The 19,507-nt window shown below is 52.5% G+C and carries 16 protein-coding genes; 14 read left to right on the plus strand and 2 right to left on the minus strand.

The annotated features are described in order from the left end of the window. The first annotated feature begins 89 nt into the window (after positions 1-89). The 12 genes from KO497_RS00200 (at position 90) to KO497_RS00255 (ending at position 15,411) form a co-directional block, all read left to right on the plus strand. The gene (locus KO497_RS00200; protein ID WP_215941955.1) at positions 90-1,238 is read left to right on the plus strand and encodes a pyridoxal phosphate-dependent aminotransferase; all 1,149 of its coding nucleotides are present in this window, start codon (positions 90-92) and stop codon (positions 1,236-1,238) included. Positions 1,239-1,337: 99 nt separating this feature from the next. Continuing rightward, complete coding sequence (locus tag KO497_RS00205; protein WP_215941956.1) at positions 1,338-2,573, plus strand: N-acetylmuramoyl-L-alanine amidase; 1,236 nt, start codon at positions 1,338-1,340, stop codon at positions 2,571-2,573. 187 nt (positions 2,574-2,760) lie between these two features. After that, positions 2,761-5,271: a penicillin-binding protein 1A gene (locus KO497_RS00210; RefSeq protein ID WP_215941957.1), complete on the plus strand. Its 2,511-nt coding sequence runs from the start codon at positions 2,761-2,763 to the stop codon at positions 5,269-5,271. A gap of 155 nt (positions 5,272-5,426) precedes the next feature. After that, on the plus strand, positions 5,427-6,551 hold the full coding sequence (prfB, locus tag KO497_RS00215; protein ID WP_215941958.1) for a peptide chain release factor 2: 1,125 nt from the start codon (positions 5,427-5,429) through the stop codon (positions 6,549-6,551). 333 nt (positions 6,552-6,884) lie between these two features. Further along, positions 6,885-7,319, plus strand: a complete 435-nt coding sequence (locus tag KO497_RS00220) for a YeeE/YedE family protein (protein WP_215941959.1) — start codon at positions 6,885-6,887, stop codon at positions 7,317-7,319. 1 nt (position 7,320) lies between these two features. Further along, positions 7,321-7,752, plus strand: coding sequence for a DUF6691 family protein (locus KO497_RS00225; RefSeq protein WP_215941960.1), 432 nt, complete (start codon positions 7,321-7,323; stop codon positions 7,750-7,752). Positions 7,753-7,784: 32 nt separating this feature from the next. Continuing rightward, positions 7,785-8,675, plus strand: coding sequence for an MBL fold metallo-hydrolase (locus KO497_RS00230; RefSeq protein WP_215941961.1), 891 nt, complete (start codon positions 7,785-7,787; stop codon positions 8,673-8,675). A gap of 81 nt (positions 8,676-8,756) precedes the next feature. After that, entirely contained in the window at positions 8,757-9,173 is a 417-nt protein-coding gene (locus KO497_RS00235; protein WP_215941962.1) for a TIGR01244 family sulfur transferase, read from the plus strand. A 236-nt stretch (positions 9,174-9,409) separates the two neighbouring features. After that, complete coding sequence (locus KO497_RS00240) at positions 9,410-11,176, plus strand: SulP family inorganic anion transporter (protein ID WP_215941963.1); 1,767 nt, start codon at positions 9,410-9,412, stop codon at positions 11,174-11,176. Positions 11,177-11,337: 161 nt separating this feature from the next. Further along, positions 11,338-12,381: an L-glyceraldehyde 3-phosphate reductase gene (mgrA, locus tag KO497_RS00245; protein ID WP_215941964.1), complete on the plus strand. Its 1,044-nt coding sequence runs from the start codon at positions 11,338-11,340 to the stop codon at positions 12,379-12,381. A gap of 252 nt (positions 12,382-12,633) precedes the next feature. After that, positions 12,634-13,491 carry a TolB family protein gene (locus tag KO497_RS00250; protein WP_252729437.1) on the plus strand — a complete coding sequence of 286 codons (858 nt, stop codon included), beginning with the start codon at positions 12,634-12,636 and terminating at the stop codon, positions 13,489-13,491. A 405-nt stretch (positions 13,492-13,896) separates the two neighbouring features. After that, positions 13,897-15,411, plus strand: coding sequence for an aldehyde dehydrogenase (NADP(+)) (locus KO497_RS00255; protein WP_215941965.1), 1,515 nt, complete (start codon positions 13,897-13,899; stop codon positions 15,409-15,411). A gap of 255 nt (positions 15,412-15,666) precedes the next feature. Here KO497_RS00255 and KO497_RS00260 read toward each other — a convergent pair whose 3' ends face one another. Both KO497_RS00260 and KO497_RS00265 read right to left on the minus strand, forming a co-directional pair. Further along, positions 15,667-16,572, minus strand: coding sequence for a sugar kinase (locus tag KO497_RS00260; RefSeq protein WP_215941966.1), 906 nt, complete (start codon positions 16,570-16,572; stop codon positions 15,667-15,669). Next, complete coding sequence (locus KO497_RS00265) at positions 16,562-17,272, minus strand: GntR family transcriptional regulator (protein WP_354668068.1); 711 nt, start codon at positions 17,270-17,272, stop codon at positions 16,562-16,564. Before KO497_RS00265 ends, KO497_RS00260 begins: the two co-directional genes overlap by 11 nt. Positions 17,273-17,511: 239 nt before the next feature. Here KO497_RS00265 and uxaC point away from each other — a divergent pair, with 239 nt between their 5' ends. Beyond that, positions 17,512-18,921 carry a glucuronate isomerase gene (gene uxaC, locus KO497_RS00270; protein ID WP_215941967.1) on the plus strand — a complete coding sequence of 470 codons (1,410 nt, stop codon included), beginning with the start codon at positions 17,512-17,514 and terminating at the stop codon, positions 18,919-18,921. A gap of 69 nt (positions 18,922-18,990) precedes the next feature. Beyond that, positions 18,991-19,507: 5-deoxy-glucuronate isomerase (locus KO497_RS00275; RefSeq protein ID WP_215941968.1), on the plus strand; the 517-nt coding region annotated here is incomplete at its 3' end.

The raw sequence follows: 19,507 nt of genomic DNA on the forward strand, positions 1-19,507 counted from the left end.
GGAGCCATCCACCCCATCAGCCATGGCATTGCGTTTTGGGGGCTGCGCTGGCATCCCTAGGCAAATGCCCGTTTTAAGAGTGATCGCAGATGAAAATTTCACGCCGCAGTGCCGTTGACCCCTTTATCGTCATGGATGTGATGGAGGCCGCTCGCGCCGCCGAAGCTGAGGGGCGACATATCATTCATATGGAAGTGGGACAGCCCGCTACGGGAGCGCCTGCACTGGCACGTGCGCGTTTGGCGCAAGAGATGGAGCAAGGCCCCTTGGGCTACACTGTCGCGTTGGGCTTGCCTGATCTGCGCAAAGGCATCGCAGACCTGTACAAGGATTGGTACGGTATCGATCTTGATCCTGCGCGTGTGATCGTGACATCAGGATCGTCGGGCGCGTTTATTTTGGCCTTTACGGCCTTGTTTGATGCTGGGGCCAAAGTGGGTTTGGGCGAGCCGGGGTATCCGTCATATCGTCAAATTCTGAACGCACTTGATCTTGAACCTGTTGGTATTCAGTCCAAGTTGGAAAATAGATTGCAACCGGTGCCCAGTGATCTACCGAACGGGCTGGATGGCTTGATCGTGGCCTCGCCGGGCAATCCCTCGGGCACCATGTTGGACCGCGACGCTATGAGTGCCTTGATCGAGACCTGCGCCAAGGCGGGTGTGTCGTTCATTTCGGACGAGATTTACCACGGCATTCAATATGATGGGCGCGCCGTATCGGCTTTGGAAATTTCTGATGATGTTTATGTGATCAATTCCTTTTCCAAGTATTTCTCGATGACGGGCTGGCGTGTCGGCTGGATGGTCGTTCCCCAAGATCATGTGCGTGTGATCGAACGTTTGGCGCAAAATCTATTTATATGCCCGCCGCATGCGGCCCAAATCGCAGCACTTGGCGCCTTGCAATCGCGCGCGGAATGCGATGCGCATACACAGGTCTATGCGGAAAATCGTAGGTTGATGTTGGAAGGCTTGCCCAAAGCGGGGTTTGACAAAATAGCGCCGCCGGACGGGGCGTTTTATATCTACGCTGATGTGTCCGAGTTGACGGACGACAGCCGTGCCTTTTGCGCTGAAATTTTGCAACAGGCCGGTGTCGCAGTGACGCCTGGGTTGGATTTCGACAAACTACGTGGTGCGCAGACGCTGCGGTTTTCCTATGCACGATCCACGGCGGATATTGTTGAAGGACTGGCTCGGCTCAACGCCTTTATGTCATCGCGCCACAAGAGATAAAATATGCCTAAAAGTTCTGTGCTTCTTGGCTAGAATTTTTTCCAACTGCAAGTTACACTGCACTTTAAGAGCCTAAGATAAGGTTCAGATGAGGTAAAAATGCAGTTTCCCAAAACCTGTTTGATCACAGCGGTCTTTGGCGTGTGGAGTTTTTTCACGCCTGCTATTGTGTCCGCGCAAGACAATTTTGTGGCTTTGGCGCAGGTGAGCGGCAGTGATGCGCGGGTTGTGGATCGTGGTGACGGGGCGACGTTGAGCCTGACTCTGAGCCAACCTGTACCATATCGTATTTTTACACTGACCGATCCGTTGCGCATGGTTATCGATTTTGCCGAAGTGGACTGGACAGGGTTTAATCCAATCAGTTTTGATCAAGCCACTGCTGTCACTGCTGTCAGAGTGGGGGGCTTTCGCCCTGGTTGGTCACGGATGGTCATGGATCTGTCTGATCCAATAGCTGTGACCTCGGCGCAGATGTTGCGCACTGACGAGGGGGCGACGCTGCACATCAGTTTAGATCCTGTAAGCGATGCGGATTTTTCTGAGCGGTCTGGCGTGCCTGAAACCGCGCAATTTGCATTGGCGGGTGATCCTGTTGAACTTGGCCCCGTGGCCCGCGCGCCGATTGGCACTGGACCCTTGCGGGTTGTGCTTGATCCGGGACATGGCGGGATCGATCCCGGTGCAGTACGCGACGGCCTTCATGAAGCGGATTTGATGCTCAGTTTTGCCCAAGAATTACGGGATGTCTTGGTGCGGGCTGGCGGGTTTGAAGTTGTTTTGACGCGTGATGATGATTCATTTGTCCCGCTTGAAAGTCGTATTTCTATTGCGCGCGCTGTGGCGGCTGACGTGTTTATATCACTGCATGCCGATGCGATTTCCGAAGGCCATGCAGAGGGCGCAACTGTATATACGCTGGCTGAACGCGCATCAGACGAGGCTTCTGTGAAACTGGCGGAGCGTCATGATCGGGCTGATCTGTTGGCGGGTATCGATTTGAGCGACCAAGACGACGTGATCGCAGCCGTCTTGCTGGATATGGCGCGCACAGAAACAGTGCCGCGCACAGATCGCTTGGCCGAGGCTTTGGTGTCACGGCTGCAAAAGTCGATTGAAATGCACAAACGTCCACGAATGGAAGCCGGTTTTTCTGTGCTTAAATCCGCAGATGTGCCATCTATTTTGCTTGAATTGGGGTTTCTATCGTCGCCAAAAGATCGCGCCAATTTGGTCGATGTCGCATGGCGTCAGGCTACGGCGCAAGCGATCCACGATGCGCTTGTCACTTGGGTAGATGAAGAACGTGCTGTCGCGGTGAAAACGCGCCAATAGATGCCATCACGCCGTGATCCGTGTCGATTTGCGATGGTCACCGGAAAATTCCCCGCATTTGCAGCGCAATTCTGCTCACATTCTCGCCAGTTGGTTTTGACCCGCGCCTCGACCCCGTATAAGTAAAGACGGCAGACGCAGGCACGGGCAACGACTCGTGTGATCGGTGGTGAGAAAGGCTCTCAATTTGGCTCGGTTTATTTTTTCCTTCATTGGGACGATCTTTTCGTGGATCACCACCGCCGCATTCTTGGGTGCTGCTGTTATTGGTGGTATCTTTTGGATGTACGGGCGTGATTTGCCTGACCACGAAGCCTTGGCGCAATATACGCCGCCAACCATCAGTCGCATTTATTCCGGCGAGGGGCGTATCATCGATGAATTCGCGCGTGAACGTCGATTGTACACGCCTGCCGCAGAAATCCCCGATTTGGTGAAATATGCGTTTATTTCGGTCGAAGATAAGAATTTCTATTCCCACAAGGGCTATGATCCTTTGGGGATTCTCAAAGCCGCAGTGCAATGTGCTCAGGGCGCGCGTTGTCGTGGGGCTTCGACCATCACGCAACAGGTGATGAAAAACTTTTTGCTGTCCTCAGATCGGTCGGCAGAACGTAAGATCAAAGAGATCATCTTGGCAGCACGCCTTGAAAGAACCTTGTCCAAGGATGACATCCTTGCGCTTTATCTGAATGAAATCGATCTGGGAGCGCGCTCTTTTGGTGTGACCGCTGCAGCGCAGACCTATTTCAACAAATCGTTGAGCGAGTTGAATATCGAAGAGGCCGCATTCTTGGCGATTCAGCCCAGAGCCCCTTATTCATACCACCCCGTCAACAATTATGACGCGGCTTTGGATCGCCGCAACAATGTCGCGCTGCGTGAAATGTATGAGAACGGGCATATTTCCTTAGAGCAATATGAACACGCCAAAGCACAGCCCATCCGGTCCGTGCAAAATGGTGATTTTGACAGCTACCGCAAAGCTTTGCCGCCACGTGATTATTTCACCGATGAAATCCGCCGCCAACTGTCCAAAAACTTTGGTGCAGATGAATTTTTCGAAGGTGGCCTGTCCATTCGTGCGACCATCGATCCCGAATTACAAACCCAAGCGGCACATGCCTTACAAGGTCGTTTGGAAACGCTGGATCGTGAACAGGGGCGCTGGCGGGGCACAGGCAAAACCATTGATGCCGCAACCTTGGACGACGGGACTTGGGAAGAGGCTTTGAGCGATGTTCGCGTGGCCCGTGACGTGACGCTCGACAGCCAATGGTTTGTGGGGGTCGTTGATCAAATTGGCGATCAATCCATGACGCTTATGGTTGAAACTATCGGCGAGGCCACTGTGCCGCGCAACGATATCGGCTGGATCAGAGGATCGTTCAAAGACAACTTTACCCGTGGCGATATCGTTCATGTGCGTCGCATGACGTCGGGCGACAATGGCACCGGTGATTTCATTCGCTGGACATTACGCCAAGTGCCCGAAGTGCAAGGTGGCTTTATGGCGATGGACGTCAATACCGGCCGTGTGATTGCGATGCAGGGCGGGTTTTCTTATCAAAACTCGGTGTTTAACCGCGCAACGCAAGCCACGCGTCAACCAGGGTCATCGTTTAAGCCCTTTGTTTATGCCGCCGCTCTTGATTCAGGGTTTTCGCCCGCAACGATTGTTGTGGACGCGCCGATCGAGATCAACACACCTCAAGGTGTTTGGCGTCCGAAAAACGCATCGCGCCGTTTTTATGGCCCGACACCGCTGCGCACAGGGATCGAACAATCACGGAACTTGATGACCATCCGTTTGGCCCAAGAGGTCGGAATGGATGTGGTTGCAAGCTATGCAGAACGGTTCGGTGTTTATGATCGCATGGGGCAATATTTGGCCTCGTCTTTGGGGGCCGAAGAAACAACGCTGTTCAAAATGGTGGCCGCCTACGCGATGTTTGCCAATGGCGGCGAACGGGTTGAGCCAACACTTGTGGACCGTGTACAAGACCGCTGGGGCAAGACCATCTATCGTCATGATCAACGCATCTGTGAGGAATGTAGTCTGCCTGACATCGGCTCTGGATTGGCGCCGACGATTGTGTCCAACCGCGAACGTGTGATGAACGCGATCACAGCCTACCAATTGACATCCATGATGCAGGGCGTTGTCAGCCGCGGCACAGCCAGAGGTCGGGTGAACCTGCCTGTACCTGTCGCAGGTAAAACAGGCACCACGAACGATGGCAAAGACGCTTGGTTCGTTGGTTTTACCTCGAACATCGTTGCGGGTTGCTACATCGGGTATGATACGCCGCGCGCTATGGCTGGCGCCTCTGGCGGTGGGTTCTGTGGTCCTGTGTTCAACGAATTCATGCAAAAAGCCGTGGCAAAATATGGCTCAGGTAAGTTCCGCGTGCCGCCCGGCGGACGCTTTATCAAAATTGACCGCTTCACTGGTGCGCGCCTGTCTGATGATGCCTCTGGCGAAAATGTTGTGGCGGAATATTTCCGTGACGGCGAAGAGCCTGTGTTTGGTTTGGCCTTTGATGGTGGTTTTGCAATGGGGTCAGATTTGCCGCTCTACACATCTGATGCGTCTGACACAGGGGGCACGCGTGATGTGCAAACTGGTTCGGGTCGGGTGATCAAAGTGCCCAAGAAAGCGACCATCAATTCACTGTCTTCTGGCGGGCTTTATTGAACACTGCCGCATCTTTATGAGATGCGGCAGACCCATTTTCGAACAGATACGGCATTGATTTTTGGGAAATCCCTTGTGTCTGGCGTGATGCGCTCGTAAATGTATTTCCCAATTCAGACGTGGCCTTTTGGCTATATATAATAAGGTAGATGCACGTGCGCGCCGAGATTCAAAATTCAGTTACGAAGATCGAAAAGTCCATCGAGTTGCTCAAACAGCGCCTCGACTGGGAAACCGCGCCGCATCGCTTGGAAGAATTCGCCGCGATGATCGAAGACCCAACCCTATGGGATGATCCAGAGCGGGCACAGAAATTGATGCGGGATCGCCAGACCTTGATGGATGCTGTCGATATGGCCAAGAGCATCGCACAAGAGATGCAAGACAACATCGACATGATCGAACTTGGCGAAATGGAAGAGGACCAAGAGGTCATCACCGACGCCGAGCAAGCTCTACAAGCGCTTGAAATCAAAGCGGCTGAGAAAGAGTTGGAGGCTTTGCTGGACGGTGAAGCGGACGGCAATGACACCTTTCTTGAGATCAATTCTGGCGCTGGCGGCACAGAGTCATGTGACTGGGCGTCCATGCTGGCGCGCATGTATGTTCGCTGGGCCGAGAAAAAAGGCTATAAGGTCGAGCTGCAATCTGAAAGCGCGGGCGAGGAAGCTGGCATCAAATCTGCGGCCTATAAAATTTCTGGTCACAATGCTTACGGTTGGTTGAAATCGGAAAGCGGCGTGCATCGCCTTGTGCGCATCTCGCCCTTTGACAGCGCCGCCAAGCGCCACACGTCTTTCACTTCGGTCAAAGTCTATCCTGTCGTGGACGACAATATCGAAATCGAAGTGAATCCGTCAGACATTCGCATCGACACCTACCGGTCATCAGGGGCAGGCGGGCAGCACGTGAACACCACGGACTCGGCCGTGCGGATCACTCACGCGCCAACGGGCATCGTCGTGACCTCTTCCGAGAAATCACAACACCAAAACCGCGATATCGCTATGAAAGCCTTGAAATCGCGCCTGTATCAAATCGAGTTGGACAAGCGGTCTGCCATGGTAAACGAAGTTCATGAAAATGCAGGCGATGCAGGCTGGGGCAACCAAATTCGGTCCTACGTTTTGCAGCCTTATCAAATGGTCAAAGACCTGCGCACGAACTTTGAGACCTCAGACACCAAAGGCGTTCTGGACGGCGATCTTGATGGGCTGATGGCGGCCACTTTGGCGCAAAACGTGTCTGGAAAATCCCGCGCGGACGCGCAGGGCGAGTAATCCCAGTCGGGCCGTTGCGCCCTATATGTGACTGCCCTTTGGTTTACGGATATCGCGATTGCGACATTGCATTTTGATTTTGATCTTAGTGCGGGTTCTGCAAGATATCATATAAATCAATACTTTGTCGCGTTGCACGTTGGTCTGCTTTAGGCTTTTAAAAGCCGTGCGGTGCGCCAAACCGCGCCTTTTTGCATAGCGGTCATAAAAAACTCTATTCATATTCCATTTTTTCGATCTTATGTGACAAACTCACGGACGCGGCCTGTTCCTTGGCTTAGACAGGGGTCAAATATGACGTGCCACAACACGTCTTTGATAAGGAAACGCACAATGATTACGGAATTTACGCCTTGGGCGTCATTGATCGGGGGCGTGCTGATCGGCGGCTCTGCGGTCTTATTGATGGCCTTTCAGGGCCGCGTGTTTGGCGCGACAGGTATTTTGGCTGGGTTCTTGCAACCCAATGGATCAGGCGACTGGGCGTGGCGTGCGGCCATTTTGGCGGGCATGGTCACAGGACCAGTTCTGTACATGCTGTTCACGGGCGCGATGCCTGCGATCGATGTGCCAGTATCGCGTTTGGCCTTGATCATCGGCGGATTTATCGTCGGGCTTGGGGTCACTTTTGGGTCGGGTTGCACCTCGGGTCACGGGGTCTGCGGCATGGCGCGGCTCAGCCCGCGGTCTATTGCGGCAACGATTACGTTTATGATCACCACAGGCATCACGGTTTACATCGTGCGCCATGTTCTTGGAGGGATCTGAGATGAAACATGTATTGACCTACGCGATTGGCCTGATGTTCGGCCTTGGGATTTCCATGGGCGGCATGGCCAACCCTGCCAAAGTTGTTAATTTCTTTGACGTGGCGGGCACTTGGGACGCATCTTTGGCCTTTGTGATGGGCGGGGCTGTGGTCACGGCTTTTATCGGCTATCGTATCGTATTTGGCCGTTGGGAGACCCCAGTGTTTGAACCGACTTTCAACGTGCCAACCAGCCGTCGGATTGATATGCGTCTGATCGGCGGATCGGCTATGTTCGGCATCGGTTGGGGGATTGCTGGTTTCTGCCCCGGCGGCGCTTTGCCAGCTCTTGGTACTGGTGATGCGGATGTCTTTATCTTTTTCGTGGCCTTGGTCGCAGGCATCTTTGCGGCAAAATTTTTGATGAAACGGTCCGCGACGCGCGCGGCGTAAATGACAATCTGATGATGACAAAGGACGATATCATGTCACTGCAATATCCTGTCAACATGTCACAAATACCTGACGTGAAAGCCTTTTTTGATCCTGCGACATGGACCATTTCCTATGTGGTGCGTGATCCAAACTCGACGTCTTGCGCGATTGTCGACAGTGTCATGGACATCGATTACGCAGCGGGGCGCATTTCTTATGAAAGCGCCGACGCGATCATCGCCTATATCGAAGCTGAAGGGCTGACATTGGAGTGGTTGCTTGAAACCCATGTGCATGCTGATCACCTGTCAGGCGCGCCGTATATTCAAGGTAAACTGGGCGGCAAAATTGGCATCGGTGAAAATATCACCATCGTCCAAGATGTCTTTGGCAAAGTGTTCAACGAAGGCACCGAATTTCAACGCGACGGGTCGCAGTTTGACCGGCTGTTTAAAGACGGCGATACTTATAAAATCGGCACATTGGATTGTTTCACCATGCACACGCCCGGTCACACGCCGGCTTGCATGACGCATACTGTGGGTAATGCCACTTTTACGGGCGATACCTTGTTTATGCCTGATGGCGGGTCCGCGCGCGCTGATTTCCCCGGTGGGGATGCGGCGACCTTGTTTGACAGTATTCAAAAGGTACTGGCCTTGCCTGACGATATGCGCCTGTTCATGTGTCACGATTACGGGCCAAATGGACGTGATATCGAATGGGAAACCACAGTGGGCGACGAGCGCGCGCATAATATCCACGTTGGGGCAGGCAAGACGAAAGAAGATTTCGTGACCTTCCGCGAGGCACGCGACGCCCAACTGGACATGCCACGGCTGATTATTCCGTCTTTACAGGTGAATATGCGCGGAGGGGAATTGCCCCCAGCCGATAAGGATGGCAAAACTTTCTTAAAGGTGCCCGTGAACGGTCTGTAAATCGTCAAGATCGCGCAGCACCCCGTTTTGACCTTAAAAGGGCAGGGCGGTTTGGACCCAACAGCATGGAAAGTACGCCTCATGGATTTCAATAAAATCAACGATCAACTCACCGTCAGTGGGCAAATTTTACCAACGGAAGTGACGACCTTGGTTGAAAAAGGCTTCAAAACCTTGATCTGCAATCGCCCTGATGAGGAAGTTGAAGACGCATTGCAATCAACCGCAATGGAAACCGCAGCTAAGGCCGCTGGCCTGAACTTTCGTTATATTCCGATTTATCCTGGTCAGTTCACCGATGAAAATGTGTCTGAATTAACAGCCGCGATGACCGATCTTGACGGACCTATCTATGCTTACTGTCGTTCAGGCACGCGGTCTTGCACCCTTTGGGCCTTGTCGCAGGCAGGTCTTTTGGATGTTGACGCCATTATTTCACAAGCCGCCGATGGTGGTTACGATTTACGCGGTATGGCCGCTTATCTCGCTGGCAAATAGTCTGCGGTCTAGACGCGTGTCGTTAACACCGCGCGGCGCAGATTGCAGGTTTTCCGATCAATCCGCCGCGCGTTTGAATGTGCTTGTGATATTGAAAATACGGCATTTGGCTCAAACTGGATAGGGCACAATGGCATCTGCCAACGGATGTGAATGTTGCTTTGTCATAGTGCGGTCATGTCCCGCTCGGCTGGTGGATTATTGGGCCAAGCGCCACTCATATAAGGAACGTTCAAGTGTCTTTTGCCCCCCATAGGTTTCGCAGATATTTCCCAATCCTTGATTGGGGGTCTCGCTACAATCGCGACACGTTTTTGAACGACGGTATGGCGGCTTTGATTGTGACGATCATGCTGATCCCACAGTCTTTGGCCTATGCCTTATTGGCGGGCCTGCCTGCGCAGATGGGGCTTTATGCGTCGATTTTGCCGCTCGTGGCCTATGCTATCTTTGGCACGTCGCGCGCACTGGCTGTCGGGCCTGTGGCTGTTGTGTCGCTGATGACGGCGGCGGCTGTTGGCAATATGGCGCTGCAAGGCACTGCCGAATATGCCATGGCGGCGATCACTCTGGCGTTTTTATCTGGTTTGATTTTGCTGGTTATGGGGTTGTTTCGGTTGGGCTTTTTGGCGAATTTTCTAAGCCACCCAGTGATTGCAGGGTTCATCACGGCCTCTGGCATTTTGATTGCCACCTCGCAGTTGAAACATATTTTGGGTGTATCCACTTCTGGTCACACGTTGCTGGAAATGATCCAATCGATCCTAAGCCATTTGGGGCAGGTCAATGTCATCACGCTGATCATCGGCATGTCTGCGGTCACGTTTTTGTTTTGGGTGCGCAAAGGGTTGAAGCCGTTTTTGACGGGCAAAGGCGTCTCGCCGCGGATGGCTGATATCGCAACCAAAGCGGGGCCTGTGGCTGTCGTTGTTGTGACGACACTTTTGTCTTTCGGCTTTGGTTTGGCCGATCACGGGGTGAAAATTGTCGGTGACGTGCCACGCGGATTGCCACCTCTGACCCTGCCTGTGTTTTCTGGTGAGGTCTGGTCGCAACTGTTTGGCGCGGCAGTGCTGATTTCAATTATCGGGTTCGTTGAATCCGTTTCTGTGGCGCAAACTCTGGCTGCCAAGCGACGTCAGCGTATCGTGCCTGATCAAGAACTGATCGGTCTTGGGGCGTCTAATATCGCAGCCGCGATTTCAGGCGGTTACCCTGTCACTGGCGGGTTCGCGCGCTCAGTTGTGAACTTTGATGCAGGGGCGGAAACACCCGCAGCAGGGGCTTTTACCGCGATTGGCATTGGGCTTGCAGCTTTGTTTTTAACGCCGTTATTGTACTTTTTGCCGATTGCCACTTTGGCTGCAACAATCATCGTCGCTGTGATGTCTTTGGTCGATTTTTCGATCCTGCGTGGCACTTGGGCCTATAGCAAAGCCGATTTTGTTGCCGTCTTGGCCACAATTTTGCTGACGCTTGGTGTTGGGGTCGAAACAGGTGTTTCGGCTGGGGTGATTTTGTCCATCGGTCTGCATCTGTACAAGACATCACGGCCTCATATCGCCGAAGTTGGCTTGGTGCCGGGCACAGAGCATTTTCGCAACATCAAACGCCATGAAGTTCTAACGCAGCCGCATGTGGTGACCATTCGCGTCGATGAAAGCCTGTATTTTGCCAATGCTCGGTTTTTGGAAGACTACATCTATGACCGTGTTGCGGATTGTGATGAGATCAAACATATCGTGCTGATGTGCCCTGCGGTGAATGAGATTGATCACTCTGCGCTGGAAAGTCTTGAAGCGATCAATTTGCGGCTAAAAGATATGGGGATTTCGCTTCATTTGTCTGAGGTGAAAGGGCCAGTGATGGACCGCTTACAGAAATCTCATTTTTTGCAAGCTCTGACAGGGCAGGTGTTCTTGTCACAATTTGCGGCCATCAAAGCGCTTGAGACACCCCTCAGCGATAATGACAGTTCGCGTGATGCTCATGCAGTCTTATAATGATGTGAGACTGCATTGACTTAATTGGTATACAATTTTGCTCAAGGGGCGTGCGCGCAAAACTCTGGATCATACTAGCATTTCAGGTCATCATTACACCAAGGCATTCGGGCCTGTGCAATCAAGACAGGCTGCACACCTCGTGAATTGGAGAAAACGCTATGACTTATACCCCCGCAGAAAACCGTTATGAGACCATGAAATATCGCCGATGTGGCAACTCAGGGCTGAAACTGCCCGCAGTGTCCTTGGGACTGTGGCACAACTTTGGTGATGACACGCCACATCAATTGAAACGCGACATTTTGCACACGGCATTTGATGCAGGCATCACCCATTTTGATTTGGCCAATAACTATGGTCCGCGCCCCGGCGCCGCTGAAACCGCTTTTGGTGAAATTCTTAGAACTGATTTTGCCGGCTACCGCGACGAGATGATCATCTCAAGCAAAGCAGGGTATTACATGTGGGATGGCCCCTACGGTGAATGGGGGTCACGCAAATATCTGATGGCATCTTGCGATCAATCCCTCAAACGTATGGGCGTTGATTACGTCGATATTTTTTATTCGCACCGCTTTGACCCAGATACACCGCTTGAAGAAACAATGGGCGCGTTGGACAGTATCGTGCGTCAAGGTAAGGCGCTATATGTCGGTATTTCCTCATATAATTCGGATCGCACCCGCGAGGCCGTGCGCATTTTGAACGAACTCGGTACGCCCTGTGTCATCCATCAACCAAGCTACAATATGCTCAACCGTTGGGTTGAACACGATGGGTTGAAAGACACATTGCAAGAATTGGGCGTCGGGTCCATTGCGTTTACGCCTTTGGCGCAGGGCATGCTGACCAACAAATACTTGAAAGGCATTCCAGAAGGATCACGCGCGACCCAAGGCAAATCTTTGAAGCCTGAATTCGTGTCTGACACCGCGATTGCGAACCTTAATAAACTCAATGAGCTGGCCAATGAGCGCGGTCAAACTTTGGCACAGATGGCCATCGCTTGGGTTCTGCGCAACAACGGGATCACAACAGCTTTGATCGGCGCGTCCAAACCATCTCAGGTAACGGATTGCGTGGCTGCGGTGAACAATCTTGAATTCACCGCCGAAGAGCTTGCTTTCATTGATGAACACGCGGATGAGGAAAAAATCAATCTTTGGGCGTTGTCATCCGAAGGAAAAGGCGAAGCGAAGTGATCTAGAGTCTCGCGCTGCGGATCTATACCTTATGGCGCGGCCTGTTCATCGGGCCGCGTTTTTATTTGATGTTTTGCCCGGTGAAATATGTCCGGCGATGACTGTCATCAAAGACTGGTCCTTTACGAGGGGGCTTGTTGGGATATATGCGGTAATGACCACAGGGCCAAAGCACTATGCGTGTTGGCCCGCCTCGCAGCAGACCCTCAGGCGGCGCACCGCCCCCGTGGATCACGTTTAAAGGATGATCACATGAGCTGGACCTCACGCCTAATGGTGTATGATTTTGAAGAAGGAAAATCCTTTCCTGTCTTGGAAACAGACATGCATATCGCAGCCCCAAACTGGGCCCCTGAAGGCGATGCGCTGATCGTAAACGGCGACGGCAGCCTGTTTTGGGTTGATCTTGAAAACCCCGAGCTGTGGGAAATCGATACCGGTTTGTGTATCAAGCTCAACAACGATCACGGGGTCACGCCAGATGGCGAGACCTTGATTTTCTCGGATCATACCTATGGTCAAGGGGCCGTGATCTGGACGCAAAAGCTTGGAGACGAAACCGAAGGTGCCGATCCAAACCGTGTGACGCCCAACAGCCCGTCTTGGTGGCATGGTGTATCGCCCGACGGTAAAACGTTGACCTATACTGCCGTGCGAAATGGAATGTTCGGCATTTACACTATTCCGATTGAAGGTGGCGACGAGACCTGTGTGATCGAAAGCGCCCACCACTATGACGGGCCTGATTTCACAGCTGACGGGGATTGGATTTGGTTTAATTCAGAACGCTCGGGAAATGGGTCATCTGATCTGTGGCGTGTGCGTATCGATGGCTCTGACGTTGAACAAATGACGAATGATGCGCGCGTTAACTGGTTTCCACACCCCTCTCCTGATGGAGATAAAATCGTTTATCTGTCGTACCTTGAGGGCGTTGAGGGGCACCCAGAAGGCCAAGAGGTCGAGCTGCGTTTGTTCAAGGGCAAAGATATTGCGGCCCAAACGATTGTGTCGCTCTATGGCGGGCAGGGCACCCTTAACGTTCCGTCTTGGTCGCCCGATGGGGTCGCTTTTGCCTATGTGGAATATGCGCGACCAGATCAGGCTTAGCCTAACTCGTATGGGCCATACACATTGGCCCCCTTCGCCTTGGGCCGTTTTGTGATGGACAGCTTACATTTTGAAACTCGCGGTCCGATCACAGTTCAATTGTGCTGTTTTCCCGCAGATCCACAGCACAAGCCTGGCACGATTTTGGGGATACATCCACCTTTTGAAGGTTAGCTAATAACAAGTCTCTCAATGGCTTAAACGTCATGGGGAAATGCCATTTTTGGCAAGTATTTCGCACGCAATTGGGTTGCAATTCCGACCGAGACGTTCAATTACTATGGCTGTTGGTTGCGCAGTTGGTATACCATATTTGCTGGCGCGCACCGAGCTGGAAATTATCTAAGGGCACTTGATGCTCTGCGAATTAAACGCACACCGGATTGGTAGCGGAAAGGTTGTCTCATGACGTTCACCCCACACGGAAAACATCTCATCAGCGGCGAATGGATCGGAACTGATGCTGTCTTTACATCAGAGCCAGCAACCGGAGACGTGCATGACTTTAGCATCGGAACGCCTGCTTTGGTCGATCAAGCTGTTCAAGCAGCAGAAGACGCATTTTGGAGCTTTGGATATTCTTCCCGCGAAAGCCGCGCGAAATTCTTGAACGCGATTGCCGACGAAATTGAAGCGCGCGCTGATGCGATCACCCAAATTGGTTCTGAAGAAACAGGTCTGCCACAGGGGCGTTTGCAAGGCGAACGTGGCCGCACAACTGGGCAGTTGCGTTTGTTTGCGGCGCACATTTTGGCTGGCGACTACCTAGACCGCCGCTTTGATGAAGCTTTGCCAGATCGCGCGCCAATGGCGCGTCCTGAAATTCGTATGATGCAGCGTCCGATCGGCCCTGTTGCTGTGTTCGGTGCGTCGAACTTTCCGCTCGCATTCTCAACCGCTGGTGGCGATACAGCCGCCGCTTTGGCCGCAGGCTGTCCTGTCGTTGTCAAAGGTCACTCTGCGCATCCGGGCACTGGTGAAATCGTTGCCGAAGCCATTCATGCGGCAATCAAATCCTGCGATATTCACCCTGGCGTATTTTCACTGATCCAAGGTGGCAAACGCGATGTCGGCACATCTTTGGTTCAGCATCCGTTGATCAAAGCTGTTGGCTTCACCGGCTCACTTGGTGGTGGTCGTGCATTGTTCGACCTATGTGCTCAGCGCCCAGAGCCCATTCCGTTCTTTGGTGAACTTGGATCCGTTAACCCAATGTTCTTTATGCCGAATGCTATGTCAAAACGTGGCACAGAAATTGCTGAAGGTTGGGCCGGTTCTTTGACTATGGGCGCGGGGCAGTTCTGTACCAACCCAGGTATCAGTGTTGTTTTGGATGGCCCAGATGCAGATGCATTTGTTGAAACTGCGACAAAGGCTTTGTCTACCATCGCGCCTCAAACAATGCTGACAGATGGCATTGCTGAGGCTTACCGCAAAGGTGGGGCCAGCATTTCTGCGGCAAAAGGTGTTCAAGAATTGATTGCGTCAACCTGTGACTTGCGCGATGCGGCACCTTACCTGTTCGTGACCTCAGGCAAAGACTGGTTGGAAAACGAAGTGCTGGGCGAAGAAGTGTTTGGTCCACTTGGTCTGATCGTTCGTGTGAAAGATATGGACGAAATGGCAGAAATTGCGAAAGCGTTGAAAGGTCAGTTGACCTGCACAATTCATCTTGATGATGAAGATGCGCAAGACGCTCAAAAATTGCTGCCAATCCTTGAGCGCAAAGCGGGTCGTATTTTGGCGAATGGTTTCCCAACCGGCGTTGAGGTTTGTGATGCGATGGTCCACGGCGGACCTTACCCTGCATCGACAAACTTTGGTGCGACATCTGTCGGGACTTTGTCTATTCGTCGCTTCTTGCGTCCGATCAGCTATCAAAACATCCCTGCAGCGGTTCTTCCTGCTGATTTTTCTTAAACTAAAAATGCACCCCACCACGTCTTTCGTGTGGTGGGGTGAATCCATTGAGAGTTCTCGGATTGGTCTGGTCTAAGTTCTAAAACCGATTTGTTTTCTGGTGCGGTTTCTTTTGCCTTTTCAAGCTACGCGATGCGTTTCTGAAAACTTATCGCCCGAGCTTTGATTTTTGTGCCGTGGTTACAAAAAAAACACCCATACGCTTGATGTGTATGGGTGTTTTTGATTGAACTCATCCGCCAATGAAAAGGCCGATTACAAAGCGATAAGCGCGCCGCGATGTTGAACGACTTGCGACGACAGTGTCATGCCGGATCTCAATGCACCTTCCAGATCAGCGCCTTGCATCCGCGCAGTGATATAGCCAGCGTTGAAACTATCGCCAGCCGCAGTGCTGTCTACTGGAGTCACTGGGTCGGGAGAGATAGACATGCCCCCTTCGCCTTGCGACCAAGCGTACATTTCATGCGCGCCGTTTTTGACAATAACGGTATGCGCGCCCAGATCGCGGTATCGTTGAGCGGTGTCTTGGGGTTTGGCATCCCCGAACATTTCTTCTTCCTCGTCGAAAGAAGGCAACATGACGTCCGCAATTTGGGCTGCTTTTGACAGCCACTCTTTGGTCTCGACTGGCGTTTTCCAAAGGCGCGGACGAATGTTGGTGTCAAAGACAACTTGCGCCCCTTGAGCACGCGCACGGGACAGCGCTTCGATCAGATTTTGGCGATGTTCAGGCGACAAAATCGCAAGGGTGATGCCCGAGAACAGCAGGATTTTGTCACCCGTAAAGGCCGCATCTAACGCATCCGAATTGCTTGCCAAAAGTTTGGCGGCAGAATTATCGCGCCAATAGGCAAAAGACCGTTCGCCATCGGCCAATTGGATTGTGTAAAGGCCGGCTGTGCGGTCAGGAATGCGGCTGATATGGGTGGTATCGATGCCAGAAGCGGTGAAAAAATCCACCATCTGATCGGAAATCCCGTCTGTGCCCACAGCGGTGTGATAGCCGACGGCGTAATCATCAAGACCAGCAAGGCAACGTTTGGCGTACCAAGCGGTATTGAGCGTATCGCCTGCGAAATTCATGGAGTATTTTCCATGTCCGTCGGGTGCCATTTCGACCATGCATTCGCCGATGGTCAAAAGTGTCTTAGTTTTCATGGTCGTCCTCTTCAAAAAATTCGGTGTGTTCAGCCCGAATTGTATGGATGGTGTCTGCGATACGGTTCAAATGTGACCGCATGAGATCGTTTACAGTTTGCTTGTCGTCGGCTTTCATCGCCGCCAAAATAGCAACATGTTCATTGAAAGCCGTCGTGGAACTTTTTTTATCCAGTGCGAGATAGCGCACGCGGTCCATATGCGCTTTGTTGTCTTTGATCAGGGTCCAGACTTCCGGATGGCCTGCAATGGTGCAAATTAAAGCGTGAAACGCGTCGTCGAGTTCATGAAATACGTCGCGCTGATCCGCTTCAATGGCCTGTCTTTGGTGTTCAAGATTGTCTTCGAGGGTTTGAAAATCCTCAGCGGTGGCCCGTTTCAGTGCAGCGCAGGTTGTTTCCAACTCTAAGGCCGTGCGAATAAAGCGGGCTTTGAGGACTGCGGCTGGCGAAATTTTACTTACAACTGTTGCCCGTTGGGGGCGGATCAGCAAAAACCCCTGTTGGCTGAGGCGATAAAACGCGTCGCGTACAGGTTGGCGCGAGACGCCCAATTGGCTTGCGACATCCGCTTCGGACAGTTTGGTTCCCGGCGGCATCGCGAGGCCGACGATGCTATCGTAAAGCTGCCCGTAAACGATGTCTGTGACAGAAGGCGCGCGCTCCTGTGTTAACGCTTGTAATTTCAGGCCTTGTCCCACCTTGTGCCTCCTTTGCGTATGTCGCCACAGTTTTTGCGGTTTTCGCGCAGAGGGTCAATCTGTGCGGCGTCACATGTTCTAATGCTTCATTTGGTCAAATGATTGTACCGATATGAAGCTGCGTTGACATGGATTTGCAACTAGCATATTAGACTATTGAGGAATTGAACACCCCCTACAACACGAATGCTAAAAGCTATTTTAGTGGCAAAAGGTCTGGGGGCAGGGGGACATAACACATGGCACTACTCGACCCAGATCGTTTGTTTCCAGTGGAAGACCGCACCCGTGGTTTGAGCCGTGAGATATATGACGGTATCAAAGATTTGCCGATCATTTCGCCGCATGGGCATACGGACCCGTCTTGGTTTGCGCGCGATGATAATTTTCCCGACCCTGCGCGTTTGTTTGTCACACCTGATCACTATGTCTTTCGGATGTTCTGTTCGCAGGGCATCGATTTGGCCTCTTTGGGGGTGCCGCGCGTTGACGGTGGCGAGACAGAACAAGATCCGCGCAAAATTTGGCGGGTGTTCGCCGAAAACCTGTACCTGTTGCGCGGAACGCCGTCATCCATGTGGCTCAATCACGCCTTTCAAGAGGTGTTTGGCATTGAGACCCCGCTGAGCCGTGACACTGCTGACGAGATTTATGACCACATTGATGCCTGTTTGAACACGGATGCGTTTAAACCGCGGGCCTTGTATGACCGGTTTAACATCGAGGCGTTGTCGACCACCGAGATGGCTTTGGATGACCTGAAGCATCACAAAACCATCGGTGAAAGCGATTGGAACGGCACGGTTATTTCCGCTTATCGCCCTGACAATGTGATCGATCCTGAATTCGCGGGTTTCACCGATAACGTGATGCAGCTTGGTGCTTTGACGGGCGAGAATACGGCCACTTGGGATGGCTATTTGAACGCGCATCGTGCGCGACGGGCCTATTTTAAGGATGTCGGGCGAGTCACATCGTCGGATCACGGCCACCCTACGGCGCGCACTGAAAACTTTAGCGCCGCTGTCGCCAATGAGCTGTTTCAAAAAGCACTCAGCGGCACCTGTACGGCAGATGAAGCGGATGCCTTTCGTGGGCATATGCTGACAGAAATGGCGCGCATGTCGCTTGATGATGGTTTGACGATGCAAATCCACGCAGGCTCTCATCGCAACCATTCCGGCCCTGTGTTGGAACAATTCGGGCGTGACAAAGGCTTTGATATTCCGACAAAAACGGAATTTGTGAACAATTTGAAACCCTTGCTGAATGCTGTTGGCATGGAACGCGATTTGACAGTGATTTTGTTCATGCTGGACGAGACCACGCAAAGCCGCGAACTTGCGCCCTTGGCAGGTGTTTATCCTGCGTTGCGATTGGGACCGCCTTGGTGGTTCCATGACAGCTTTGAAGGCATGAAACGTTTTCGCGAAAACACCACGGAAACCGCTGGGTTCTATAACACTGTCGGGTTCAACGATGACACCCGCGCGTTTTGTTCCATTCCTGCACGCCATGATGTCGCTCGCCGTGTGGACGCCGGTTACCTTGCCACTTTGGTGGCCACAGGGCGGCTCTCACGAAATGAAGCACATGAGGTCGCGCAAGACCTCACATATAATCTGGTCAAAAAAGCATACAGGCTTTGATCGAATGTCCAGTTCATCTGCAAAGACATGTCTCAATGCGATGGGGCAAATGTATATAGAAAGCACTCCATGACACAGCTTAACGTCGAAACCCGCCACGCCATTCACCCCGATCACGCCAAAGGCATGGACACGCAAGCCTTGCGCGATAATTTTTTGGCCGAAGGGATGTTTGCCGATGGCGAAATTCGTTTGGTTTACACCCATTACGATCGCTTTACGGTTGGCGGCGCTGTGCCAAACGGTGGGTCTTTGACGTTGGATAAGGTTGATGAGACCCGCACAGCGACCTTTTTAGAGCGCCGCGAAATGGGCATCGTCAATATCGGCGAGGCAGGCACGGTGGAGGCGAATGGCGAAACATATGCGATGAACAAAGGCGATGTTTTGTATTTGGGCATGGGCACGGGGCCTGTGACGTTTTCAGGGCAGGGGCGGTTCTACATCACCTCTTGCCCCGCGCATCAGACTTACACGTCGCGTCTTGTCACCGTTGAAGAGGCGAAAAAGGTCGAAATGGGCGAGGCGGCAACGTCGAACAAACGCACCATCATGATGTTCATCCACCCGCTGGTGATGGAAAGCT

It is taken from the genome of Pacificibacter marinus, from assembly GCF_018860665.1.
In the GTDB taxonomy this organism is placed as follows: Bacteria; Pseudomonadota; Alphaproteobacteria; order Rhodobacterales; family Rhodobacteraceae; genus Celeribacter; species Celeribacter marinus_A.